This is a genomic window from Streptomyces sp. NPDC029151, assembly GCF_055564315.1.
The window spans coordinates 139755-162423 of sequence record NZ_JBVHWQ010000001.1; the positions used below are offsets into that span (position 1 = coordinate 139755).

A 22669-nucleotide genomic window follows, 5' to 3' on the forward strand; every position below is an offset into this window, starting at 1 on the left:
CAGTGAGCCGCTCCGGCGGGAGTGAGCCGCAGCCCCGAGGTCAGCCGCCCCGGCCCGAGCACACCACCCCCGCCGGAGTCAGCCGCCCTCCGGCCCCAACCGCCCCGGCGGGAGTCAGCCGTCCGCCGCCGAGGTCAACCGCCCCCGCCGCACCCAGCCGTCCCGGCCGCAGTGAGCCGCCCTGGCGGAGGCCAGCCGTCCCGGCGGCAGTGAGCCGCTCCGGCGGGAGTGAGCCGCAGCCCCGAGGTCAGCCGCCCCGGCCCGAGCACACCACCCCCGCCGGAGTCAGCCGCCCTCCGGCCGCAACCGCCCCGGCGGGAGTCAGCCGTCCGCCGTCCCCCAGGTCAGTCTCCCGCCGCACCCAGCCGTCCCGCCCGACGTAAGCCGCCCGAGGTCAGTCACCCCCGCCGCACCAGCCGTCCCGGCCGCAGTGAGCCACCCCGCCAGGGACAGCCATCCCGGCGGGGGCAGCCGTCTCGGCCAGGGTGAGCCGTCCCGGCCAGGGTGAGCCCTCCCTCGGGAGTCAGTCCTCCGAGCCGGACAGGTGGTACACGTGGAACGCCTGCCCGATCACCGGCTGGGCGACATTGCGCACGCGGACGCCCCCGCTGGTCATGCCGTGTTCGGTGCCGGCGTGGGCGTGGCCGTGCACGGCCAGGTCGGCGCCGCCGGTGTCGATGGCCTCCGCGAGCAGATAGCTTCCGAGGAACGGATAGATCTCCAGCGGCTCCCCCGCCAGGGTGTCCGGCACCGGCGAGAAGTGGGTGAGCGCGATCCGTACGTCGCAGTCCTGCTCGTCCAGCTGTTTGAGGGCGCTGTGCAGTTCGTCGGCGCACCGCCGGGTGTAGCGGACGAACTCCTTCATCAGCGGTTCGCCGAACTCCCCGGCGCAGCGGCCGACGAAGCCGCCGCCGAAGCCCTTGGTCCCGGCGACCCCGATCCGTGCGCCGTCGGCGCCGACGACGGCGGCCTCCCCTTCGAGGACGTGTGCGCCCGCCTCCCGGAGGATCGCGGTGACCTCCTCGGGGCGCTCGTCGTGGTGGTCGTGGTTGCCGAGTACGGCGACGACGGGCACCCCGAGATCCTTGATCTCCCGGGCGACGATCGCGGCCTCCTCCGGTGTGCCGTGCCGGGTGAGGTCACCGGCGAGCAGCAGGACGTCGGCGCACCGCGGCAGCGTCTCGAAGGAGGGCCGCAGGGTGCCCTGGCTCTCGGGGCCCATGTGGATGTCGCCCACGGCCGCGACGCGGATCATGACAGGTCCTCTCCGTGGTCGGGCGAGGACGTCCCGGCGATGAGCAGGTCGCTGTGGACCGGGTGCCCCGCCAGTTCCTCGCGGGCCATGCGCAGGATGTCGTCCCGGCACTGGGTGGACGGCACGGTGCCGGTGAGCAGGACGGCGTCGCCGCGCAGTTCGAGCCGTACGCCGAGCTCCGCCAGGTCTCCGGCGGCCAGGTGCTCGGCGAGGTGGGCGACGCGGTAGTCGAGGTTCGCCGCCGTCGGCGGGGGCGGCGGGCTCGTGTCGGTCATGGCTGCCCCTCCTGGGTGTCGATCACGTTCAGCCGTTCGAGCAGGAAGAGGAAGGCGGCGGGCATCGGCTGGTCGCCGCAGGCCGTGCGGACCGCGTCCCAGTCGACCTTCTCGCGCACCGCGCGGGCCACCGGCAGCACGGACCCGAAGTCGCAGTAGTGCTCGGAGAAGGCACTGATCAGACTGTGGATCAGGTCGGTCGGGCAGAGCACGGGCATGAGCACCGAGTCGACCGGCAGGACGTGCGCCCGCTCGAGCATCTCCCGGGTGACGGGCTGGTGCGCCAGCGAGAAGATGATGTCGACGTTCTGCCCGTGGCAGGTGGTCTTCAGCAGCCAGTCCTCCGGCGGGATCCGCACGCCCAGGCCGGCCTCCCGCAAGGTGGCGGCGACCGCCTCCGCGTCCTCGGGCAGGATGGCGAAGTCGGCGTCGTGCTGGAGGTAGCGGCTGCCGCCGTGGGCGTACACGGCCACACTGCCGGCCAGCGCGAAGGGGTGGCCCGCGCGTTTGAGGAGCGCGCCGATCTGTTTGGCGGCCTCCAGGATCGCCTGGCTGCGGTCGTGCGGCAGCTCCGACGGTTCGAGCGCGGGCGTCGGCTGCGGGTCCGGCCCGTCCGAGGCGAGCCGGAGTCCGGTGACCTCCGGCCGCGTCAGGGGCGCGGTGTCCTCCCCGTTGTGCGTCATGACCTCTCCCATTCGGCACCCTGCACCCCGGGCGGCCGGGTCGGCCCCCGGGAGCGGTACGGGTACCCTCCGCGACGTCGGCGACACGGCATCGGGGTACGGGTTCACTCCTGGCGGTGAGTGGCCGGGCAACCGGCTCGGGAGCACGCTGGTAGGCATGGCACCCCGGAGCGGGCGGGCGGGCCGGCGGCAGCCGTGGCAGTCGGTGCACGCGCTGCTGGTGCTGCCGGTCGCGCTCATCCTGGTGATCACGGTGACGGACCTGCGGACGCCCGCCGACGTCCACCTCGGGCCGGCCCTGGTGATCGCACCGGCCCTCACCCCCTCCTTCGCCGGCCCCCGGACCACGGCCGGCGTCGGGGTCCTCGCGGTGGCCGCCCAGGTCTTCATCGGCACCCATCACGGCGGGATCGGCACGAGCAATCACATCGTGCAGATCATCACGCTCACGGTGCTGGTGGTCCTCACCGTCCTCTACAGCGCTCTGCGCGAGCGCCGGCAGGCCCAGCTGGCCCAGGTCCGCACGGTCGCCGAGGCCGCGCAGCACGTGCTGATGTGGCCGCTGCCCGAGCAGATCGGCCCGCTGCGGATCGCCTCGCTGTACCTGGCCGCGGAGGACGAGGCGCAGATCGGCGGCGACCTGTACGCGGCGACCGTCAGCGACGGCTCCGTCCGCCTCATGATCGGTGACGTGCGCGGCAAGGGGCTGCCCGCCATCGGCGAGGCGGCGCTGCTGCTCGGCTCGTTCCGGGAGAGCGCCCACCGGCACATCCCGCTGACCGAACTGGCGAACCGGCTGGACCAGAGCGTGACCCGTTACGCGGCCGACCTGGAGACCCCGGAGGAGGAGGGGGAACGGTTCGCCACCGCGCTGCTCGTGGAGGTCCCCGACCGGGATCCGGTCACCCGGATGACCAGCTGCGGTCATCCACCGCCGCTGCTGCTCAGCCCCGGCCACGCCGTGACGGTCCCGAGCCTGCACCCGTCACCGCCGCTCGGGGTGCACGGCGGGGCCGAGCACACGTTGGACGTCTTCTCCTTCGAGCCGGGTGACACGCTGCTGCTGTACACGGACGGGGTCGTGGAGGCCCGGGACGAACGCGGCCGCTTCTACCCGCTCGCCGACCGGGCCGCCCGCTGGACCGACGACAGCCCCGAGGCCCTGATGCACCACCTGCGCCGCGACCTCCTCGCCCACGCCGGCGGCCGCCTCGGCGACGACGCCGCCCTCATCGCCCTCCACCGCACCACCACCGACCGCCGCCACCACGGCCGGGAGGACGCGAACCGGCACGGATGACGGTGGGCGCCACCCGGCACGGGTGACGGCGGGCGGAGGCGGGGCCGCCAGGGGAAACCGGCCACCGGCGGACGGCGGCCCGTGCGGCCCGCGTTCAAACCGGCCGTGCGGCAATGTCCGGTTCGAAGGGTGGCCCGGAGCCGCGAGGCGTTGCGAGAATCCTCGGGGTCCCGACAACCGGACATCGCCGTACGCCGGTTGAACCTCCGTACTCGCCACCGGCCTCGGCGCGCTCGTGCTCATGGTCGTGCTCGCGCTCGTGCTCATGGTCGTGCTCGCGCTCGTGCTCATGCTCGTGTTCGTGCTCGTTCGCCGCCGGCCCGGCCACCGACGCCTGACGGCGCCGCACGTCCGCCCCGTCCTCTCCCCCGGAGGTTCCCGTTGCCGGTACGACACCCGACCGCACGGCACCTGCTCGCCGGGCTGGCCCTGCTGCCGGCGCTGCTGTCCCCGGTGGCCGCGCACGCGGCGCCCGCCGGCCCTCCGAAGGCCCGCTTCGACCTCCAGGCGCACCGCGGCGGTCTCGGGTTGACGACCGAGGAGTCCCTGGAGGGCTTCGGCAAGGCGATGCGGCTCGGGGTGTCCACGCTGGAGCTGGACACCCAGGTCACCAAGGACCTCAGGGTGGTCGTCAACCACGACCGGCAGGTCAGCGGCGTCAAGTGCAGGGACACCGGCCCGGTCACGCCCGGCGACCCGGTGTACCCGTACGTCGGCAAGTACATCAAGGACCTGACCCTCGACCGGATCAGGACCCTGGACTGCGGCTACCGGCAGTTGCCCGGCTTCCCCGAGCAGGAGGTCGTCAGGGGCTTCCGGATGGTGGAACTGAAGGACGTGCTGAACCTGGTCAGGAGCTACCGCGCCCGAGACGTCAGGCTGAACGTCGAGACCAAGGTGGAGGCGGGCGCGCCCGAGCAGACCGCGCCGCGCGAGGTGTTCGTCCGCCGGGTGTACGAGGAGATCCACCGCTCGGGCGTCGAACGCCAGGTCACCATCCAGTCCTTCGACTGGGGCGCGCTCCGGGTGATGCACCGGCTGGCGCCGAGGTGGCCGTTGGTGGCGCTGACCAACTACGACTTCCTCCAGGTCGGCAGGCCCGGCGCGTCACCGTGGCTGGGCGGGATCGACGCGGACGACTACGGCGGGGACTTCGTCCGGGCGGCCGCGACCCTGCCCGGGGTCACCGCCCTCTCCCCCAACTACGGCTTCCCGCAGAACGGCAAGGCCGGCGACCCGGGGTTCCGGTTCTACTCCGACGCGGCGATGGTGGCCGAGGCGCACGCCCGCGGGCTCCAGGTGGTGCCGTGGACCTGTGACGACCCGGCGACCGTCGGGGCGCTGATGGACCTGGGCGTCGACGGGATCATCACCGACTATCCCGACCGGGTGCGGCGGATCATGGCCGGTCGCGGGATGCCGCTGCCGCGGTCCTACCGCCCTCACGGCCGGGGCTGACCGGTGCGGCGGGCGTGGGCCCCGCCCCGAATGGGGCGGGGCGGGACCCACGTCCGTGCCCCCGGGTCAGCCGGCCGGCTTCAGACCGGTGATCTTCAGGGTCTTCAGGTCGGACTGGACGTCGATCCGGCTGACCTGCGCGTGCGGTCCGTCGCTCCAGGTGAGCGTGACCCGGCTGGTGGCGTGGCCCATACCGGAGCCGGTGTAGGTCACCTTCCACTTCACCGGCACGTTCTGCGCGAACAGGATGCCGTCGGCGTGCTCCTTCTTCTCGTAGGCAGCGACCTGCTTCTGCGCGGCGGCGGAGAGGTAGAAGCCACGCAGCGCCTTGGCGCCGGCCGCGGCGGTGGGGTCGTCGGTCGCCCAGACGGCGTCGATGTAGGCGCCGTAGAAGTCGGCCACGTGCTGGGTGACGTTGCGCGGGTCGCCCTGGGCGGACGACACGGCCGCGGCGCGGGTGGTGTGGCTCGCGGAGGCCCCGGCGAGGGCGGGCGTGGCGGCGGCCAGGGTGAGGCCCGCGGTGAGGGCGGCGGCGGTGAGGAGGGTCTTACGACCACGAACGGACATGTGCGTCATCTGCGTCAATCCCCCGGTTTTCCGTGCGACCGGACCGATCCGGCCGTTCACGGACTCTAAGACCCCTTTTCCCGGGGGTCGGTTCCGCGCGCGACGGATGTGTTCCGGTCATTCCGGTTCGGGTGGCGGTTGTCGTCCGGCCGGGGCGGGGCCGGGGTCCGGGAGGTGGGTCGGACCCCGGCCCCGGGTCTGTCAGGGCTTGCGGGCGACCGCGCCGTACATGGCGATGTCCTCGTCGCGGATGCCCTGCTCGCCGCTGCCGTCGGGGTGCCACTTGTGCACCTGGACGATGCCTGGCTCGACCAGGTCCAGGCCCGTGAAGAACGCGCGGGCCTCGTCCAGGGTGCGCAGCCGCATCGGCATGTCGCGGGCCGCGTACTCGCGGGCGACCCGGCCCACCTCCTCGGGCGCGAAGTCGGCGGTGCCGATGGACATCGCCAGGTGGCTGCCGGAGGGCAGCGGTTCCAGCAGCCGGCGTACGACACCGACCGCGTCGTCCGCGTCCAGCATGAAGTGGACGATCGCGATGACGGTGAGCGCGACCGGCTGGTTCAGGTCCAGGGTCTCGCGCAGTTCGGGCGCGTCCAGGATGGCCGCCGGGTCACGGAAGTCGGCCTCGATGTACGCGGTCCGGCCCTCGGGGGCGCTGGCCAGCAGGCCCTGGGAGAGGGTGAGCACGATCGGGTCGTTGTCGACGTAGACGACCCGGGAGCCGGGGGCCACGGCCTGGGCGATCTCGTGCAGGTTGGGCGAGGTCGGGATGCCGGTGCCGATGTCCAGGAACTGGCGCATGCCGGCCTCCTCGGCGAGCCAGCGCACGGCACGGTTCATGAAGTCGCGGTTGGCGCGCATGTGGACCGGGAGCGCGGGCCACTCCCGGGACATCGCGTCGCCCGCCTCCTTGTCGGCGGGGTAGTAGTCCTTGCCGCCGAGTATGTAGTCGTAGATGCGGGCGGAGTGGGCGTTCTCGGTGTCGATGCGGTCGGCCGGCCATCCGTTGTCGGGCAACACCGTGTCTCCCAGTCGGTCGAGGGGTCGGGGGGCTTCGCGTCGGCGGGCGGGTGCGAGGGCGGACGCTGACTCGGGGGCGGTCACGGGTGCGGGTCACCACTCCTTGCGCAGCGTGCCGAGCAGGGCCTCGGTCCTCGTGGCGGGCGCGGCCTGGGCGCTGAGCCGGTCCAGCGCCTCCCGGTAGACGACGACGTCCTCGGTCTTGTCGAGGTAGACGGCCCCGACGAGTCCGCTCAGGTAGGCGATGTCGGGCAGTTCGCGGGCCCGGAACCGGAAGAGGTGGAAGGCACCGGCCCACAGGGCGGGATGCGGCCCGTTGGCGAACGGCATCAGCTGCACGGTGACATGGGGCAGCCGGTTGACCTCGATGAGATGGTCGATCTGGGCGCGCATCGCCCCGGGACCGCCGACCGGCCGGCGCAGCACGGTCTCGTCCATCACCACCCACAGTCGCGGCGGTGCCGGCCGGGCCAGCAGCTCCTGGCGGCGCATGCACAGGGCGACACGGCGTTCGGTGGCCTCGGCGGGGGCGTGCGGGCCGGCCGTGGTGAGCAGGGCGCGGGCGTAGTCCTCGGTCTGCAGCAGCCCGTGCACGAACTGGTTCTCGTAGGCGCGGATCTGCACGGCCGCCTGCTCCAGGCTGAGGTAGGCGGCGACCCAGTCGGGCATGACGTCCCGGTAGGTGTGCCACCAGCCGCGCTTGTTGGCCTCGCGGACGGACTGCAGGAAGGTGTCGATCTCCTGCTGGTCGGTGACGCCGTAGACCTGGAGGAGCTTCTCGGCGTCCGCGAGCCGCAGCCGGGCCACCTTGGCGGCCTCCATGCGCCGGATCGTGGAGTGGCTGACCCCGATGGCGGTGCCCGCCTCGGCGTAGCTGAGACCGGCCCGGGTGCGCAGTTCCTCCAGCTGTCTGCCGAGGATCATGCGCAGCACGGAAGGAGCGCCGCCCCAGTCGGTGTCCGTGGTCACGCCCACCCCCTCGTCCGGTCCAGTTCCAGGGTCACCCTCGCACGCGATCGGTGAACCGCACTCTATTCGATCACGTTCACGTTCTGCTCGATGCAGCATGCACTTGGAGATTTGCAAATTTCAACTTGCCGGTTGCGGAGCGTGGTTGGCAGGTGCCAGAGTGGACCCACTGCTCCGGCCGACCCACGGAGCGGACGGCGCGGCCGGCTAGGGGGAGACGGGCCGCCTGCACGGCCTGCCGCCAGGCGGTGTGACGTCCGCTGCCCGAGCGGCCGGCCCGACGCCCGCACACCCCACCCGCGAGGCCGGACGAAAGGCGCACGGCGATGACCCCGCCCTTCCCCCTCCGACCGACCCAGGACCACAGACCGGACCGACACCACCGCGCGCGGGGCGCGTTGTCCCCGGCGGTGGAGCAGCGGCTGCCGGCCCCGGCCGGCGTCCCCATACCACCCGGAGGCGAGCGTCCCGGTCGACTCCCTGGGCCTCACGGCTCCGGCCGGCTCGCCTCCGGGGCCGAGCGGCTCGTCTCCCGGGCCGGCCGGCTCACGGGCCGGGGTCCGCTCCCCCGTCCCGCCGCCCGACGCGGCACCGGCGCTCCGCCGGGAGCCCGCTGACGGACACCGGCACGGGCGAGGCCTCTTCCACGCGTCACGGAAGAGGCCTCGCCCGCCTCGCCGCCCACCCCCACCCCCACACGCACCGACCCGCACCGCCCGGACCACCCCCACTCGTCCGAAGGACCGCCATGCACCACACCACCCCCGCCACCCCCACCGCCGCGCCCGCCCCCGTACCGGCCGCCGACCCGTCCTGGACCCGCACCCGTCCCAGGCCCGGCTCTCAGGAACAGGCCGGCTGAGGCCGTACCGTTACGGCATCCGCCCGGCGACCCGCTAGATTCACCGCCGGTGCGGAGCGTCCGCACCCGCGGACGGCCGGGTTCCGTACGGGTCCCGGCCCCGCCGCGTGTGCCGTAGCGCCGGGGGTCCGATGGTCTGGTCGCTGTTCCGCCGCATCCGGACCCGGCCCGGGCTCCCCGTGCCGGGGCGGTGTGCTCCCGGCCGGCACGTGCTGGCCACCGAGCGGCTTCTGCTGTTCACCCCGCGCACCCGGCTGGACGTGGTGGCGGCGCTCGCCGCGAGCGCGGACGCCGAGGCGCAGCGGTGGCTCGGCACCCAGGCGGACGAGGTGCTGCCCGACCCCGGCACCCGCCGGGCTCTGCTGGCCTGGCGGCCCGCGGGCGACGACGGCCGCCGTGTCCCGCCCGTCCTGGCCGAGCCGTACACACCCGGCCCGGACAGTCCGCTCCTCCTGGTCTGTGTGCGCAGGTCGGACCTCAGTTACGCCGGTGGTCTGGAACTCCAGCCGCGTACGGGAGAGATGGGCGGCTGGCTGGCGCCGGGCTGCCGCGGCCGGGGTCTGGGCACGGAGCTGTTCCGCGCGGGCCTGGAACTGGCCCACACCCATCTGGGACTGGCCACGGTGCGGGCCGGGGCCGAGCCGGGGAACACCGCGAGCCGGCGGGCGCTGACCCGCGCGGGCTTCGCCCGCGACCAGGGCCCGCGCCGGCACACGCTGCCCGACGGCCGTGTGATCGACGCCGTCTGGCACCGGCACGACACCGGGTCCCCCTCGCGCTGCCGTTGAGCGTGGGGACGCGCCCGTGAGCGTGTCGACCGTCAGGACGGGGACGTGAGCGTCGGCACGGATCCGTGAGTGTCACGGCGTGTCCTGGCGGTGTCCGGCCACCCGGCGCCGGTCGGGCCAGCGCACGTCGTAGGCCCAGCCGAGGCGTTCGAACCAGCGGATCAGCCGGGCACTGGCGTCGAACTGGCCCGTGAGCACGCCGTGCCGGGCGCTGGTGGGGTCGGCGTGGTGCAGGTTGTGCCAGGACTCGCCGAGGGAGAGCGGGGCCAGCCACCACACGTTGCCCGAGCGGTCCCGGCTGCGGAAGGGGCGGGAACCGGCCGCGTGGCAGATGGAGTTGATGGACCAGGTGACGTGGTGGACCAGGCAGATCCGGACCAGCCCGGCCCAGAGGAACGCGGTGAGCGCGCCCTGCCAGGACCGGGTCAGTGCCCCGCCCAGCAGCGCGGGCAGGGTGACGGAGACGAGGACCAGGACACCGAAGCGCCGGGAGACCGTCATCAGGGCGCGGTCGCGGACGAGGTCGGGGGCGTACCGGTGGGCCGGGGCGTGCTCGGTCTCGAACAGCCAGCCGAGGTGGGCGTAGAGCATGCCCTTGGCGAGGGCCCGGGGTGAGTGGCCGTACCGCCAGGGCGAGTGCGGGTCGCCGTCCCGGTCGGAGTACCGGTGGTGCTTGCGGTGGTCGGCCACCCAGGTGATGAGCGGACCCTGCACGGCGAGGCTGCCGGCCAGCGCGAGGGCGATGCGCAGCGGCCGTCTGGCCTTGAACGAGCCGTGGGTGAAGTGCCGGTGGAAACCGACGGTGATGCCGAGCCCGCTGACCAGGTAGAAGGCGACGGCCAGTGCGAGGTCCACGGGGCTGAGCCCGTGCCGCCAGGCCAGCGGCACGGCGGCGAGGAGGGCGAGGAACGGTACGGCGACGAAGACGCCGATCAGCAGCTGCTCGCCGGTGGGCCAGGACCGGGTGCCGGCCGTCAGGGGGGTGGATCCGGAAGACTCCGAGGACATGGCGACCCTTTCTCGGCGGTGGCGGATACCGGGGGCGGACTGCCGGAGGCGGATGCCGGGGCGGACTGCCCGCACCGACCGCCGGGACGGACTGCCGGGGGGCCGGCCACCGGGGTGGGCTGCCGGGCGGATTGCCCGGGGCGGATTGCCCGGGGCAGGCTGCTCGGGCGGCTGCGGGGCCGGGCCACCGGGGGCAGACCTTCCGGACGGACGAGCGGCGCGCCGTCCTCGGTGGCCGCCGGGGCGGACTACTCGACGGCGGTGAAGGCGAGCACGGCGTTCTGGCCGCCGAAGCCGAAGGAGTTGCTGACGGCGGCTCGTATCCGCTGCGCGCGGGGCGCCTTGGTGACGACGTCCAGGTCCATCGCCGGATCGAGGGTGTCCAGATTGGCGGTGGGCGGGATCAGCTGGTGGCGCAGGGTGAGCACGGTGCAGGCCGCCTCGATGGCCCCGGCGCCGCCGATGGCGTGCCCGATGGTGCCCTTGACCGCGGTGACGGGCGGCGGCCGGTGGAAGACCCGGCGCAGGGCGTTGTGCTCGGCAGCGTCGCCCTGCGGGGTGGCCGTGCCGTGCGCGTTGACGTGGTCGACGTCCTCGGGGGCGAGACCGGCGTCGGCGAGGGCGCCGCTCAGGGCGCGGGCGGCGCCGTCGCCGTCGGGGCGCGGGGCGGTGAAGTGGTGGGCGTCGCAGGAGGCGCCGAACCCGGCGAGCAGGGCTTCGGGGCGGGCACCGCGGGCGCGGGCGTCCTCGGTGCGCTCCAGTACGAGGACGGCGGCACCCTCGCCGAGCACGAAACCGTCGCGGTCCCGGTCGAACGGGCGGGAAGCCGCGTCCGGGGTGTCGGCGCGGCGGGACAGGGCGCGCATCTGGGCGAAGCAGGCGGCGGTCATCCGCAGCCGGGCGGACTCGCTGCCGCCGGCCAGGACCAGGTCGCAGCGGCCGGCCAGCAGCCAGTCGCGGGCCAGGCCGAGCGCGCTGGTGCCGGAGGCGCAGGCGGTGCTGACCACCATGTTGGGGCCGAGCGCGCCGAGGTCCAGGGCGATCTCGGCGGCGGCCATGTTGGGGACGCTGCGCGGCAGCGCGAGCGGGGAGACACGTTCGGGGGTGTGGCCGGCGAGCCGGTCGAACTCGGCCTGCCAGCCCTGCATGGACCCGGTGCCGACGCCCATCACCACACCGACCCGCGCGCCGTCCCAGCCGTCGGTGTCCAGTCCGGCGTCGGCGACCGCCTCGCGGGCGGCGAGCAGCGCGAAGGTCGTGAACCGGTCGAGCCGACGGGCCAGCCGGTGCCCGAGCAGGCCGGCGGCGTCCAGGGCGGGCACCTGACACGAGAAGGCCACGGGCAGTCCGGCCAGGGCGGGATCGGCGGTGGCGGTGGACCGCCCGCCGCACAGGCCCGCCCAGGCCGCGTCCCGGCCGATGCCCGCGGGGGTTACCAGGCCGAGTCCGGTGACGGCGACCGGGGCGCGGCGTACGCCAGTTCTCACCTGCTGCATGGGCCGTGATTATCCGGGCCTGACGACGCGGTTCCGTCCCGCCACAACCCGTTCGGCCATGGTCGGGGGGTGCTACCACCCGGATGCGCCAACCGGAACCGGAGGGGCGGCGCCGCCCCGCGGGTGGGCCGGTCCCGACGGCCAGGCAGACCCCCGACGGACAGCCGACCCCAACGACCAAGCAGAACCGACGGACAGCCGACCCCAACGACCAAGCGGACCCCGGCAGGCAGACCCATCACAACGGGCACGCGGCTCCCGACGGCCGGACCGGCCCCGCCTCCGTGTACGTCCCACCGAATAGCCCCCGACAGGCGGCCAGGATCCGGTGGGCGGTCGGGCCGCGAAGCGTCAGCGCCGTCCGCTGGGCAGGCGGCCGTTCCCGCCGGCGTCGTCGTCCAGGGCGTGGACCGCGCTCGACCAGGCCTGCGCCAGCGCGGTCTCCAGGTCGTCCAGCGGGTGGGCGGAGGTGTCCAGGCGGAGGGCGGGGCCGATGTGGACGTGGACGCGGGGGCGGCGCACGGGGGCGGTCGCCCAGCCCGCGAGCTGTTTGGCGCGGCCGCCGGAGGACACGCGACGCGCGCCCGCGTGCCCGACGGGGATCACCGGCGCGCCGGTCGACAGGGCGAGCCGGACCACTCCGGACTTCAGGCGTCCGGGCGGACGGTCGTGGGAGGCGCGGTAGCGGGGCAGGCGTCCCTCGGGGTAGACGAGCACGCCGCGCCCGGCGGCCAGGGCGTCGGCGGCGGCCCGCAACGCGTCGGGGGCGCGACGGCTGCCCCGGTGGACGGGCACGTGACCCTCCCGGGTGAGGGCCCGCCCCAGCAGGGGCACCCGCCACAGCCCGGCGGTGGCGAGCACGGCGGGGCGCAGACCGAGCCGGTGCAGGGTGCCGAGGAGCAGCACCGGGTCGAAGAACGAGGTGTGGTTGGCGGCCAGGACGTAGCCGCTGCCGGGCGGCCGCGCCAGGTGCCCGGTGCCGCTCACGCTGGTGTCACTGAAGACGGGCACGAGGGCCCCGGCCCATCCGGACAGCATGACGCACTCCTCTCCGACGCTTTCGCCCATACTGCCCCGAATGCCTGTTTGACGTGCGCTGTCCGCGGGCCGGTGGCTGAATGGCCGTCATGGACTTTCTCGCCGCGTACGACGCGATCCCGGAGGACGACGTCCCGCAGCGGGTGGCCCTGCTGCGCACCGCCATGACGACCGGCAGGGCGGCCCTCTTCGCCGAGCTGCGCGCCCGCCGGCCGGTGTTCAGTACACCCGTCGGTGTGTTCGTCACCCGGCACCCCGACGTCCTGGAGGTGCTGTCGGCGCCCGGCACGTTCACCGTGGGGGTGTTCGGCCCGGCGCTGGAGGACGTGCTCGGGGCGCCGTTCATCCTGGCCCGGGACGGCGCCGACGTGCACTGGCGGGAGCGCGGGTACGGGCAGGTGATGCTCGCCGCCGAGGACGCGCCCCGGGTGCGGGAGCTGACCGCGCGGATCGCCGACGAGGTGCTGGACGAGGTGACCGGCCGGGGCTCGGACACCTTCGACCTGGTCCAGGACTACGCCCGGGTGGCCGCCGCCCGCGTGGCCATCGCCTACCTGGGGTTCACCGGCATCGACGAGGAGACGCTGCACTCCTGCACCCGACGGATGCAGTGGGCGTTCGCGATCAACCCCGACCGGGACCCGGAGATCCACGCGGCAGGCGTCGCCGCGGGCCGCGAACTGCACGGCCAGGTCGCCGAGTTGATCGACCGCCGCCGGGACACGGCCCACGACGGCGGCCCCGACGACGTCCTCGGCCGGATGCTGCGCACCCGGCTGCCCGACGAGTACGGCTTCGACGACGAGCGGATCAACGCCAACCTGGTCGGCTATCTGACGGGCTACCAGCAGAACGCCACCCAGTGCACGGCGACCGCGCTCAAGGAACTCGCCGTACGGCCGGAGGCGCTGGCCGAGGCGGTGCGCGCGGCGGGCGAGGGTGACCCGGCCCGTTTCGACTCCTTCGTGTGGGAGGCGCTGCGCTTCCACCCGTTCGTGCCCGTCACGCCCCGGCTGTGCCTGCGCGACCACGTGCTGGCCGCGGGCACCCCGCGGCAGACCGTGATCCCGGCCAAGAGCGTGGTCATGGCCTGCTTCGCGTCGGCGATGTTCGACGAGGAGGTGCTCGACGCCCCGGAGGAGTTCCGGCCCGGCCGCCCGCCCGCGCACAACCTCGTCCTCGGCTACGGCGCCCACGACTGTGTCGGCAGGTACGCGGCCCAGGTCATCGTGCCCGAGCTGGTACGGCGTGTGCTGATGCGCCCCGGCGTACGCCCGCTGCCCGGCGGCGAACGCGCCCTGGACTACGCGGGCACCCCGTTCCCGCAGCACTACCCGGTGCGCTCCGGCCGCTCCACCGCCACCACGGCCCGGGCCTGACCCGCACCGGCCGGCTCCGTTCCCCACCCGACCACACCCCGGCCCCGACCCGCACCCGGCCGCGGCCCGGCACCAGGACCCGCCGCGGCCCGGCGCCGGGGCCCGCCCCGTGAACCGACCGGAGGACCCATGACCACCGTCACCTCTCGCCCGCCCCGGAACCGGACCGTGCCGTGGACCGGGGCCAGGGACCGGTCCCGGGACGGCTTGCGCAACCGCTTCGAGACGCATCTGCTGACCCACTACGGCCCGGTCTGGCAGGCGGCCCAGCGCAGCCGGTGGCTGCACCGCAGGCTCAACTCCAAGCTGACCGACCTGGCCGTGCTGAAGGCCCCGCCACGCCCCAACCCGCTGAGCACCAAGGCCGCCTACACCTCCTGGGACTCGCTGACCGACCGTTCCTGGGTGGGCCGGCACCTGCCGCCGGTGTCCGGGCCGCCGAAGGGCCTGCCCGCGCCGGAGAAGGTCGCCGAACTGTTCCGCCGGGAGGGCGAGGGCCGCTCCTGCACCCGGTCCAGCGCGCTGCTGCCGGCGTTCGCGCAGTGGTTCACCGACGGGTTCCTGCGCGGCCACGCGGCCACCGGCGACCCGCGCCGCACCGACTCCCCGCACACCCTGGACATGTGCCAGCTCTACGGCGACCGCGAGGAGGTCACCGCCTGCCTGCGCACCTTCGAGGGCGGCCGGCTGAAGAGCCGGTTCGTCGACGGCGCCGAGTTCCCGCCCGCCCTGTGCGAGGGCGGCAGGATCAGGGACGAGTTCCGGGCGATCAGACCGGTCAGGTTCGACGAGGTGCCCGCGGAGTTCGTGGACACGCTGTTCGCGTGCGGCGGGGAACGCGCGCACGCGCACATCGGGCCGATGGCGCTGACCGTCCTGTTCCTGCGCGAGCACAACCGGGTCGCCGGCATCCTCGCCGCCGCCCACCCGGACTGGGACGACGAGCGCGTCTTCCAGACCACCCGCAACACGCTGATCGTGACGATGATCCGGGTGATGCTGGAGGAGTACATCAACCACATCACGCCGTACCACTTCGGCTTCGTCCTCGACCCCGTCCGCACCGACCGCGGGGTGTGGCACCGGGAGAACCGGGCGACGATCGAGTTCAGTCTCGTGTACCGCTGGCACAGCCTGATCCCGTCCACGTACACCGTCGCCGGCCGGCCGGTGCCGCTCGCGCGGACGATCGCCAACGGGCAGCTGGTCGTGGAACGGGGGCTCGGCCCGCTCTTCGAGGACCTGTCCCGCCAGCCCGCGGGCCTGTCCGGACTGTTCAACACCGACGAGCTGCTGCTGCCGATCGAGACGCGCAGCGTCGCCGTGGGCCGTGAGCTGCGCCTGGCCTCGTACAACGACTACCGCGTCCACTACGGCTTCCCCCGGGTCACCGACGCGCGGCAGATCTCCGGCGACCCGCGGGTCCAGGAGGCGCTGCTGGACCTGTACGGCGACGTCGACGCGATCGACCTGTACGTGGGGCTGTTCGCGGAGGAGCCGGAGCCCGGTGCGATCTTCGGGCGGCTGCTGGAGCGCATCATCTCCGTGGACGCGTTCTCCGAGGCGCTGAACAACCCGCTGCTCGCGCCCCGCCTGTTCGGGCCCGCCACCTTCTCCGCGGAGGGCCTGGAGATCGTCCGCGGCACGCGCGGCTTCTCCGACCTGGTGCACCGCAACCTGCCGGAGGACGGGGGCCGTTACCTCGTGACGCTCGGCCGGAGCGCTGCGGACGTCCGGGCCGCGGTCCGCTGACCGGGGCCCGGCTCAGTCCCGGGCTCGCGCGTGAGCGCACAACGCCGCCGCGGCGGTGCGCAGTTGCTCCGCCGCCGTGTCGCAGGCAGCGGCCTGCCGCTCCAGCGTGGGGCCGCTCCACCCGGGTGCCGTGGGGCAGCCGCTCAGCGTGGCCGCGGTGGCGCGCAGCCGCCGGGCGTACTCCTCCATGAGGCCGGCGTCCGACCGCAACGCCTCGGCGTGGCCCTGGAGTTCGGTGTCGTACGTCGTGACGTCGGGGGACTCGGTCACCATGGCGTTCTCCCGCGGGTGGGGTGTGGGGGGGTCAGCGCGGCAGGACGGCGCCGGCGCTGCGGTGGAGCATGAACTGGGGGCAGGTGAGGACGAACCGGGGCCGGGCCGTGTCGATGCCGAGCCGTCGCAGCTGTCCCGCGAGGGGTTCGGCCGCCGCGGTGTCCAGCCGCAGCCGGACGCCGCCGCCGGTGTGCAGCCGCAGCCTTCCGTGGGCCCGGACCAGGGTGCGGATCGTGCTCTCGCCCCGGCGGCCGTAGAGGATCCAGTCGGCCTCCGGGCAGCGCACTCCGCGCCCGAGGCGGGCGTCGACGACGAGGCCGAGGTCCGGGGAGCGGACGCCGATCCGTCGGCCCGTCAGGTCGGCCTCGGCGGTCACCCGGTGCGCGGGCTGGCCCCAGATCTCCCGGGCGACGACCCGGGCCTCTTCGCTGGTGACGGCGAGGCAGAGCACGTGCCGGCCGGTGCGCCTGAGGTCGACGCGGCGCAGCAGGTCCACGGCGGCGTCGTAGGGGCGCGGCCGCCACAGGTCGTCCACCAGCACCGACAGGGCGATCTCGGTGTAGGGGCCGATCGTGGTGCAGCGGTGTTCGTAGAGCGACAGCACGGCCATGGCACGGCGGCCGAGCCGGCTCGGTGTCATCCAGGTGACGTCGGGCAGCAGGCCGCGGACGGTGTCCGCGGCGACGGGGTAGCACAGGTGGGCGGCGGAGGAGTCGTAGTAGCGCACCGGTACGTCGATGGGTCCGGCCGTGGTGGGCACCGAGGTGGTGGGGAGGGTGAGGAAGGGGTAGCCCTCGGGGGGGTTGGCGCGGTCCTTGAGCTGGTAGGCCTGGGTGCGCACGACGGGGCCGTGGTAGGGGGCGAGGGCCTCGTCGACGCGCTCGCGGGCTTCGGGGATCACGGTCCTGAGGTGCTCGATGTACTCGTGGAGCATGTGGCACAGCGGGAACTCGTGGGAGGGGCCGGTGTAGTCGACCTCGTACCAGTGCGGATGCGGGTCGAACGCGGAGCCCGCGCCGCGGCCGTCGAGGACGGGCACGATGTCGTGCTGGTTGGTGATGCTGGCGACCCAGGTGCGCGGGTCGGCGGGCTTCTTGTTGTCGACCGGGGAGCCCACGGCGACGACGTGGGTGACCCGGTAGGTGCGGCAGAACTCCTCGTCCTGGGCGAGGTTCATCACCGCGATGCCGCCCTCGCTGTGCCCGATCAGGGCGAGGTCGGCGCTGCGCGGGATGCCGTAGTCCGCCAGGGCGAGCAGGATCGACCGGGTGTACGGCGAGTCGGGCATGAAGAGGTTGCGCCAGGCGCCGACGAAGTCCTGCGGGGAGTCGTTGCGGGGCCGCCCGGGTGCCATGCCCGGCGCCTGCAGGACGTAGCGCACGACACCGTCCGGGCCGCGCACGTTCTGCAGCAGGATCCGCCCGTCGGTGGAGAGCATCTCGATGTTCCGCAGGAAACCGAGGAAGGACCCCTCCGGGGCGATGACCTGCCGCTCCTGGTCGGTCAGGTCGACGGCCTCGGCGGCGCCCTCGCCCTTGTCCATGCCGGCCAGATGGGCGGCGCTGATGCCGTGCAGCGGGTCGGCGGACAGCTCACGGCCGGTGGCCAGCGCCCAGCCCGTCTCGTCGTTCTTCGGGTCCTCGTCCAGCAGGGCGCGGATCGCGAGGAGTTCGGCCATCAGCGGGGCCAGCCCGGACAGCGCCCGCTGGGCCCCCTGGTCGCGGAAGAGGGCGCGCAGGGCGCGTACGGCCGCCAGGTCCCTGTCGGCGGTGACGGCCTCGGTCAGCCGGCGCATACCGGGATCGCGCGCGAACTCGGGGTGGTCGACCAGCACGGCCGCGATCCGCAGCCGCAGCGAGGTGACCGCCACCAGCGCGGCCAGGCTCTCCCTGCCCAGCACCTCCCCGGCTGCGCCGAGGACGTGCCCCATCCCCGTCGGTGCCGTGATCGCCGCACCACCGAGGCCCTGCTTGTTCGTCAGGGCCCGCAACAGCGCCCACCGGACGGCGAGACCGGTACGGGGGCGGCGGCGCGTGGACGCGGCCAGGGCCGGGGCGAACAGCGCGGTGCTGGTCCGCCCGGACACCGCGCGGATGCCCTCGGCGACGTCGACCACGTCCCGCGCGCACCGGCGCAGCAGTTCCCTGGCGTCCTCGCCGTCCGGCGCGGGCCGTCCGGGTGCGGTGCCGTCCGCTCGCATCCGACGCTCCCTCGATTCGACGACATGAGCGCGGGGCCGCGCCCGGGGCGGCGGCCTCGCTCCCATGGTCGGCCAGCCGGATCGCTCCCGCACCTTCATCCATCCAGGTAGAGCATGCCGCCGGGTTCCGTACCGCCCGTCGAGCCTGGACCCGGTGGGCATATGGCTGCCGCATAATCGCCGCACATGACCCCCTGTACTGCCCCGCCCCGCCCAGCGGGAGGCGCGCCGTGACCCTGTCCCCCGAACCTCCGGAGGGCCCGCGCGCCCCGCTCCCCGACACCGTTCCGGTCGGCCTGCCGCTGCGCACCACCACCCTGCTCACGATCGTGGTGGGCCCGCTGGCCGTGCTGGCCCTGGTCCTGCCCGTCGCTCTGGCCGGCGGCTGGGGGCCGCGCTGGTACGACGGGGTCCTCGGCGGCGGGATGTACGCGCTGTCCATCATGGGCATCACCGCCGGCTACCACCGGCACTTCACCCATCTGTCGTTCAAGGCGAAACGACCGCTGCGGATCGCCCTCGGCGTCGCGGGCGGTCTCGCCATGGAGGGTCCGGTGACCCTGTGGGTGGCGCAGCACCGGCGCCACCACCAGTACGCGGACCGGGAGGGCGACCCGCACTCGCCGTGGAGGTACGGCACCACCCGGCGGGCGCTGCTCAAGGGGCTGTGGCACGCCCAGATCGGCTGGTTCGCCTCGCCGGTCCGCTCCTCCTACCCGCGCTACGCACCCGATCTGCTCGCCGACCCGGACGTACGCCGGCTGGACCGCTGTTACCCGCTGACCATCGCCGTCTCCCTCGGCCTGCCGCCGGCCCTGGTCCTCGCGGTCACCCACGACACCCGGTCCGCGCTGGTCACCCTCTTCTGGGCGGGCCTCGTCCGGTACGCCGTCGTCCACCACGTCACCTGGTCGGTGAACTCCGTGGCCCACGCCTTCGGTCCACGCCACTACGCCACCCGGGACCAGTCACGCGACGTGCCCTGGGTGGCCCTGCTGACCTTCGGCGAGGGCTGGCACAACCTCCACCACGCCGACCCCGTCAGTGCCCGGCACGGCGGGCTGCGCGGCCAGCCGGACCTCACGGCCTGGCTGATCGCCCGGTTCGAACGGTGGGGCTGGGCCTACGACGTACGGTGGCCCGACGAGCGGCGGATCAGCGCGCGGCTGCGTCCGGAGACGGCCGGCCGGCGGCCTCCGCACCCTCAACTGCCCGTGAAGTAGCGGGTGAACGGGGAGGAGTCGACGGCGAACATGCCGTTGAAGGGCTGGTTCAGCTGGTAGACGAGCAGCACGGTGAAGGTGATGAGCGCGCTCAGGCCCATCACCATCACCATGTGCGTGAGGCTCCGGCGCACCCCGAACATGAACATGAAGGCCACCGTGAGCACCCCGCCGACGATGAGCCCGAACCACAGCACGGGTGACAGGGTGTCGGTCACGTCCCCCTCGCGGCCGCGCCGGGCGTCGTCCAGCACGCTGAGCTGCGCCAGGGTCTCCTGGAGCGTGGCCTGCTGGGCCGGGGTGGCGTCGGCGGGGACCTGCCCGGCCGCCCGGAGGTCGTTCAGCAGCTCCCAGCCGTGCCGGCCCGGCGGCCGGCCCGCCGCCATCGCCGGCCACTCCGCGGACACCACGTGGTGCACGTACGCGTCGACGGCATCCCGGGTCCGTTCCCCCTCCAGCGCCGGCAGCCCCGCGGACAGCAACCGGATCTGGTGCGCGGCGCTCGCCTCCGCCTGCACATGACCCACCGCGCCGGACCGGGTCTCCCACACGGACACCATCGACAGACCGAGGACGAGCGCGTAGAGCACGCCGACCATCATCGAGATGTACTCGGCGACGTCCTCGCGGGGTTCCTCGTCCGGGGCGGGCGGCCAGTAGTGGTGCCGGATCACCACGATGCCCGCGGTGACCACGGCGATCCCCAGAACCACGGCGAAGGTCTCGATCATCGGGTCCGTCTCCTGTCGTCTCGGTGTCTCGTCCCGCCGCCTACTTGCCGATCCGCCGCGAGCCGAGGAGGGCGGCGGCGAGGACGGCCGGGATCAGCAGCAGGAACAGCACGACGAGCAGCCCGAGCCCCGTCGGACCACCGCCGGGGCGGATGAAGCGGGACATGATGGAGGGGGTGCGGGGGTGGCGGGAGGGGGTGCGGGGGGACGCGGTGGCGGAGGGTGCGCTGGTCGGAGGTGTGCGGGTGGGGGCGCCGCTCGGGACGGTGGACCGGCCTCCGGTGGACTGGCCTTGCGTGGCCCCGCCCCCGGTGGCTCCGCCCTGGGTGGTCCGGCCCTGCGTCGCTTGCCCCTGGACGGTCTGGCCCTCGGTGGTCTGGCCCTCTGTGGTCTGGCCTTGGGTGGACTGGCCGCCCGTCGACTGGCCTCCGGTTGCCTCGCCGCCGGTCACCGCGCCTCCGGTGGCCCCGCCGGGGCCGGTGGCGCCTGCGACCGCACCGGCGGCAGCACCACCCGCGGCCGCGGCACCGCCGGCCGCGGCGGCTCCTCCTGCTGCGGCCGCGGCTCCTCCACCGGCTGCCGCACCTCCGGCCGCAGCCGCCGCTCCGGCCCCGGCCGCCACGCCCGCCCCCGCCGCCGCGCCTCCGGCAGCGGCACCAGCACCGGCCGCGGCACCAGCCCCGGCGACCGCTCCGGCGCCCGCTGCCGCTCCCCCGACCGCGGCGCCGGCACCCGCCCCGGCACCTGCTCCCGCAGCAGCGGCACCACCGGCACCCGCCCCACCGGCAGCACCTGCTCCGGCGCCCGCGGCTGCCGCCGCCCCCGCTCCGACACCGGCACCAGCACCAGCACCAGCACCAGCAGCGGCACCCGCGCCGGCACCGGCCACGCCGGCACCAGCAGCTCCCGCACCGCCGCCCGCGCCGGCCCCTGCTCCCGCGCCGGCGCCCGGACCCACACCGGCACCGGCACCGGCACCGGCACCGGCGGCACCTGCACCTGCACCTGCACCTGCACCGGCAGCCGCAGCGGCACCGGGACCCGCAGCCACACCGGGACCCGCGCCAACGCCAGCACCGGCACCACCAGCCGCCGCCCCCGGCGCGGGAACCGCCGGTCCGGGCACAGGCGCACCCGTGCCCGCCGGAGGCAACGGCGGGGGCGGGGGGAACACGGCTCCGGGCGGCACCGGCAGGACCGGGGGCGCGGCGGGAGGCGCGGGGACCGGAGGGGGAACCGGCGCGGGAACAGGCGGGGGTGGGGGTGGGAGCGGCACGGGAGGAGGGACGGGGGCCGGTGCGGGGGGCGGTGGTTCGGGGACCGGGGGTGGGACGGGAGGCGCCGGCAGGGGCGGCGGAGGCTCGTGCAGCGTGAACTCGCCCGTCGCCTTGGCCTTGAGCCACGGCGGTCGCTCCAGGCAGCCGTCGGGCCCGATGGTGTGGATCCGGTCGCTTCCGGAGACGTGCCCCTCGCTGAGGTACCAGCCCGGGGGCCGCTCCACGGTCGCCACGCACCGCGCCGTGTCGCCCGGTTCCAGGCTCGCGACGGTGTCACCGCCCGCCGGACAGACGATGAGGGGCGGCTGGAGCACCGGGTCGGCGAGGTGGAGGTCGAACACCGTACGGTTGCCGGTGTTGGTCACGTCGTAGAAGACGGTGGCGCGGCCGAGGGTCAGGACCCGGCCCAGCGCCCCGGCGCTCGTCGTCACCGTCTCCGAGAGGGACAGTTCACCGCCGACGCCGGCGTACCCGGAGCGGTCGGCCGCCCGGGACTCCACGCCGAGGGACGGTACGCGGCCGACTGCGGTGACATCGGCGATCCAGGTGCCCGGGCGGGCGGTGGCCCGGGCGGTGCAGGTCGCCGAGTCGAGGCCGCGGAGCATCGGAAGGCGATCGCCGCCGCCGGGGCAGCGGATGTCGGCGTCCGGGAGCCCGGGGTCGCTCACCTCCACGTCGTACAGGTCGGCCCCGGTGCGGTTGATCAGGCGGTACGTCTTCACCAGCGGGCGGCCGACGCGGACACCCGGGTGGGTCGCCTCGGTACCCGGCCGGTCGTCGACGGCGACCTGCAGGGCGAGCCCCTGGCTTCCCGCGCCGTCGGCGACGGCACGCTGCGCCGGTGTGCCGTACACGGCCACGAGCAGCGGCAGCACGACGGGAAGTCGTGTCCCGAGGGCCCTTCGGCACCTCCCTAAATGCCCTATTAACACGTAAAACGTACTAACAGAACTGCTTGCGGGTGGGCTTCGCTCCACGCCGGTCACGGGGCACGAGAGTACGAAGATCACCCCGGCGGCCGCGCGACGGGCCCCGGGGGGGGGGGGGGGGGGGGGGGGGGGGGGGGGGGGGGGGGGGGGGGGTGGGGGGGGGAGGGGGGGGGGGGGGGGAAAAAG

The 22669-nt window shown here is 74.5% G+C and carries 20 protein-coding genes; 6 read left to right on the top strand and 14 right to left on the bottom strand.

What is annotated here, in order from left to right:
• Nucleotides 1-523: 523 nt before the first annotated feature.
• Genes ACZ4VF_RS00625 through ACZ4VF_RS00635 form a run of 3 tightly spaced genes read right to left on the bottom strand, consistent with a single transcriptional unit; the run spans nt 524 to nt 2213 of the window.
• Nucleotides 524-1255, bottom strand: a complete 732-nt coding sequence (locus ACZ4VF_RS00625) for a metallophosphoesterase family protein (protein WP_467922268.1) — start codon at nt 1253-1255, stop codon at nt 524-526.
• Nucleotides 1252-1530, bottom strand: coding sequence for a BON domain-containing protein (locus tag ACZ4VF_RS00630; protein WP_467922269.1), 279 nt, complete (start codon nt 1528-1530; stop codon nt 1252-1254). The genes ACZ4VF_RS00625 and ACZ4VF_RS00630 overlap by 4 nt, the downstream gene beginning before the upstream one ends.
• Nucleotides 1527-2213 (bottom strand): nucleotidyltransferase family protein, encoded by a 687-nt coding sequence (locus tag ACZ4VF_RS00635; protein ID WP_467922270.1) that lies wholly within the window; start codon nt 2211-2213, stop codon nt 1527-1529. The genes ACZ4VF_RS00630 and ACZ4VF_RS00635 overlap by 4 nt, the downstream gene beginning before the upstream one ends.
• Nucleotides 2214-2370: 157 nt before the next feature.
• Between ACZ4VF_RS00635 and ACZ4VF_RS00640 the strand changes: the two genes are divergently transcribed.
• Both ACZ4VF_RS00640 and ACZ4VF_RS00645 read left to right on the top strand, forming a co-directional pair.
• Nucleotides 2371-3513, top strand: coding sequence for a PP2C family protein-serine/threonine phosphatase (locus tag ACZ4VF_RS00640; protein ID WP_467922271.1), 1143 nt, complete (start codon nt 2371-2373; stop codon nt 3511-3513).
• 381 nt (nt 3514-3894) lie between these two features.
• Nucleotides 3895-4971, top strand: coding sequence for a glycerophosphodiester phosphodiesterase family protein (locus ACZ4VF_RS00645; protein ID WP_467922272.1), 1077 nt, complete (start codon nt 3895-3897; stop codon nt 4969-4971).
• Nucleotides 4972-5037: 66 nt separating this feature from the next.
• Here ACZ4VF_RS00645 and ACZ4VF_RS00650 read toward each other — a convergent pair whose 3' ends face one another.
• The 3 genes from ACZ4VF_RS00650 to ACZ4VF_RS00660 all read right to left on the bottom strand — a co-directional run bounded on the left by ACZ4VF_RS00650 (nt 5038) and on the right by ACZ4VF_RS00660 (nt 7527).
• Complete coding sequence (locus tag ACZ4VF_RS00650) at nt 5038-5547, bottom strand: hypothetical protein (RefSeq protein WP_467922273.1); 510 nt, start codon at nt 5545-5547, stop codon at nt 5038-5040.
• A gap of 192 nt (nt 5548-5739) precedes the next feature.
• A complete protein-coding gene (locus ACZ4VF_RS00655; RefSeq protein WP_467922274.1) occupies nt 5740-6555 on the bottom strand; it encodes an SAM-dependent methyltransferase in 816 nt (271 codons plus the stop codon).
• Nucleotides 6556-6651: 96 nt separating this feature from the next.
• Entirely contained in the window at nt 6652-7527 is an 876-nt protein-coding gene (locus ACZ4VF_RS00660; protein WP_467922275.1) for a helix-turn-helix domain-containing protein, read from the bottom strand.
• A gap of 993 nt (nt 7528-8520) precedes the next feature.
• On the opposite strand from ACZ4VF_RS00660, the gene ACZ4VF_RS00665 reads away from it, so the two are divergent.
• On the top strand, nt 8521-9177 hold the full coding sequence (locus tag ACZ4VF_RS00665) for a GNAT family N-acetyltransferase (RefSeq protein WP_467922276.1): 657 nt from the start codon (nt 8521-8523) through the stop codon (nt 9175-9177).
• 72 nt (nt 9178-9249) lie between these two features.
• Here the strand turns inward: ACZ4VF_RS00665 and ACZ4VF_RS00670 are convergent, their stop codons facing one another.
• From ACZ4VF_RS00670 to ACZ4VF_RS00680, 3 genes are all read right to left on the bottom strand, one after another.
• Nucleotides 9250-10185 (bottom strand): acyl-CoA desaturase, encoded by a 936-nt coding sequence (locus tag ACZ4VF_RS00670; protein WP_467922277.1) that lies wholly within the window; start codon nt 10183-10185, stop codon nt 9250-9252.
• A gap of 248 nt (nt 10186-10433) precedes the next feature.
• Complete coding sequence (locus ACZ4VF_RS00675) at nt 10434-11681, bottom strand: beta-ketoacyl-[acyl-carrier-protein] synthase family protein (RefSeq protein ID WP_467922278.1); 1248 nt, start codon at nt 11679-11681, stop codon at nt 10434-10436.
• Between the two features lie 351 nt (nt 11682-12032).
• Complete coding sequence (locus ACZ4VF_RS00680) at nt 12033-12719, bottom strand: lysophospholipid acyltransferase family protein (RefSeq protein WP_467922279.1); 687 nt, start codon at nt 12717-12719, stop codon at nt 12033-12035.
• A gap of 89 nt (nt 12720-12808) precedes the next feature.
• Here ACZ4VF_RS00680 and ACZ4VF_RS00685 point away from each other — a divergent pair, with 89 nt between their 5' ends.
• Nucleotides 12809-14098, top strand: coding sequence for a cytochrome P450 (locus ACZ4VF_RS00685; RefSeq protein ID WP_467922280.1), 1290 nt, complete (start codon nt 12809-12811; stop codon nt 14096-14098).
• A gap of 129 nt (nt 14099-14227) precedes the next feature.
• On the top strand, nt 14228-15850 hold the full coding sequence (locus ACZ4VF_RS00690; RefSeq protein ID WP_467922281.1) for a peroxidase family protein: 1623 nt from the start codon (nt 14228-14230) through the stop codon (nt 15848-15850).
• Between the two features lie 12 nt (nt 15851-15862).
• On the opposite strand, the gene ACZ4VF_RS00695 is transcribed toward ACZ4VF_RS00690, so the two are convergent.
• A complete protein-coding gene (locus ACZ4VF_RS00695) occupies nt 15863-16123 on the bottom strand; it encodes a hypothetical protein (protein WP_467922282.1) in 261 nt (86 codons plus the stop codon).
• Between the two features lie 31 nt (nt 16124-16154).
• Complete coding sequence (locus tag ACZ4VF_RS00700) at nt 16155-18323, bottom strand: hypothetical protein (protein ID WP_467922283.1); 2169 nt, start codon at nt 18321-18323, stop codon at nt 16155-16157.
• A 230-nt stretch (nt 18324-18553) separates the two neighbouring features.
• Here ACZ4VF_RS00700 and ACZ4VF_RS00705 point away from each other — a divergent pair, with 230 nt between their 5' ends.
• Nucleotides 18554-19546: an acyl-CoA desaturase gene (locus ACZ4VF_RS00705; protein ID WP_467922284.1), complete on the top strand. Its 993-nt coding sequence runs from the start codon at nt 18554-18556 to the stop codon at nt 19544-19546.
• On the opposite strand, the gene ACZ4VF_RS00710 is transcribed toward ACZ4VF_RS00705, so the two are convergent.
• The 3 genes from ACZ4VF_RS00710 to ACZ4VF_RS00720 all read right to left on the bottom strand — a co-directional run bounded on the left by ACZ4VF_RS00710 (nt 19528) and on the right by ACZ4VF_RS00720 (nt 21411).
• Nucleotides 19528-20277, bottom strand: coding sequence for a bestrophin-like domain (locus tag ACZ4VF_RS00710; RefSeq protein WP_467922285.1), 750 nt, complete (start codon nt 20275-20277; stop codon nt 19528-19530). The two genes, ACZ4VF_RS00705 and ACZ4VF_RS00710, sit on opposite strands and share 19 nt — an antisense overlap.
• 40 nt (nt 20278-20317) lie before the next feature.
• On the bottom strand, nt 20318-20443 hold the full coding sequence (locus ACZ4VF_RS00715; RefSeq protein ID WP_356155377.1) for a hypothetical protein: 126 nt from the start codon (nt 20441-20443) through the stop codon (nt 20318-20320).
• A gap of 281 nt (nt 20444-20724) precedes the next feature.
• A complete protein-coding gene (locus ACZ4VF_RS00720) occupies nt 20725-21411 on the bottom strand; it encodes a hypothetical protein (protein WP_467922286.1) in 687 nt (228 codons plus the stop codon).
• Nucleotides 21412-22669: the final 1258 nt, after the last annotated feature.

Coding starts and splice junctions, on each gene's coding strand:
- ACZ4VF_RS00625 (WP_467922268.1), bottom strand. CDS start 1,255: ATGATCCGCGTCGCGGCCGTGGGCGACATCCACATGGGCCCCGAGAGC.
- ACZ4VF_RS00630 (WP_467922269.1), bottom strand. CDS start 1,530: ATGACCGACACGAGCCCGCCGCCCCCGCCGACGGCGGCGAACCTCGAC.
- ACZ4VF_RS00635 (WP_467922270.1), bottom strand. CDS start 2,213: ATGACGCACAACGGGGAGGACACCGCGCCCCTGACGCGGCCGGAGGTC.
- ACZ4VF_RS00640 (WP_467922271.1), top strand. CDS start 2,371: ATGGCACCCCGGAGCGGGCGGGCGGGCCGGCGGCAGCCGTGGCAGTCG.
- ACZ4VF_RS00650 (WP_467922273.1), bottom strand. CDS start 5,547: ATGACGCACATGTCCGTTCGTGGTCGTAAGACCCTCCTCACCGCCGCC.
- ACZ4VF_RS00665 (WP_467922276.1), top strand. CDS start 8,521: ATGGTCTGGTCGCTGTTCCGCCGCATCCGGACCCGGCCCGGGCTCCCC.
- ACZ4VF_RS00670 (WP_467922277.1), bottom strand. CDS start 10,185: ATGTCCTCGGAGTCTTCCGGATCCACCCCCCTGACGGCCGGCACCCGG.
- ACZ4VF_RS00675 (WP_467922278.1), bottom strand. CDS start 11,681: ATGCAGCAGGTGAGAACTGGCGTACGCCGCGCCCCGGTCGCCGTCACC.
- ACZ4VF_RS00680 (WP_467922279.1), bottom strand. CDS start 12,719: ATGCTGTCCGGATGGGCCGGGGCCCTCGTGCCCGTCTTCAGTGACACC.
- ACZ4VF_RS00685 (WP_467922280.1), top strand. CDS start 12,809: ATGGACTTTCTCGCCGCGTACGACGCGATCCCGGAGGACGACGTCCCG.
- ACZ4VF_RS00690 (WP_467922281.1), top strand. CDS start 14,228: ATGACCACCGTCACCTCTCGCCCGCCCCGGAACCGGACCGTGCCGTGG.
- ACZ4VF_RS00695 (WP_467922282.1), bottom strand. CDS start 16,123: ATGGTGACCGAGTCCCCCGACGTCACGACGTACGACACCGAACTCCAG.
- ACZ4VF_RS00700 (WP_467922283.1), bottom strand. CDS start 18,323: ATGCGAGCGGACGGCACCGCACCCGGACGGCCCGCGCCGGACGGCGAG.
- ACZ4VF_RS00710 (WP_467922285.1), bottom strand. CDS start 20,277: ATGATCGAGACCTTCGCCGTGGTTCTGGGGATCGCCGTGGTCACCGCG.
- ACZ4VF_RS00715 (WP_356155377.1), bottom strand. CDS start 20,443: ATGTCCCGCTTCATCCGCCCCGGCGGTGGTCCGACGGGGCTCGGGCTG.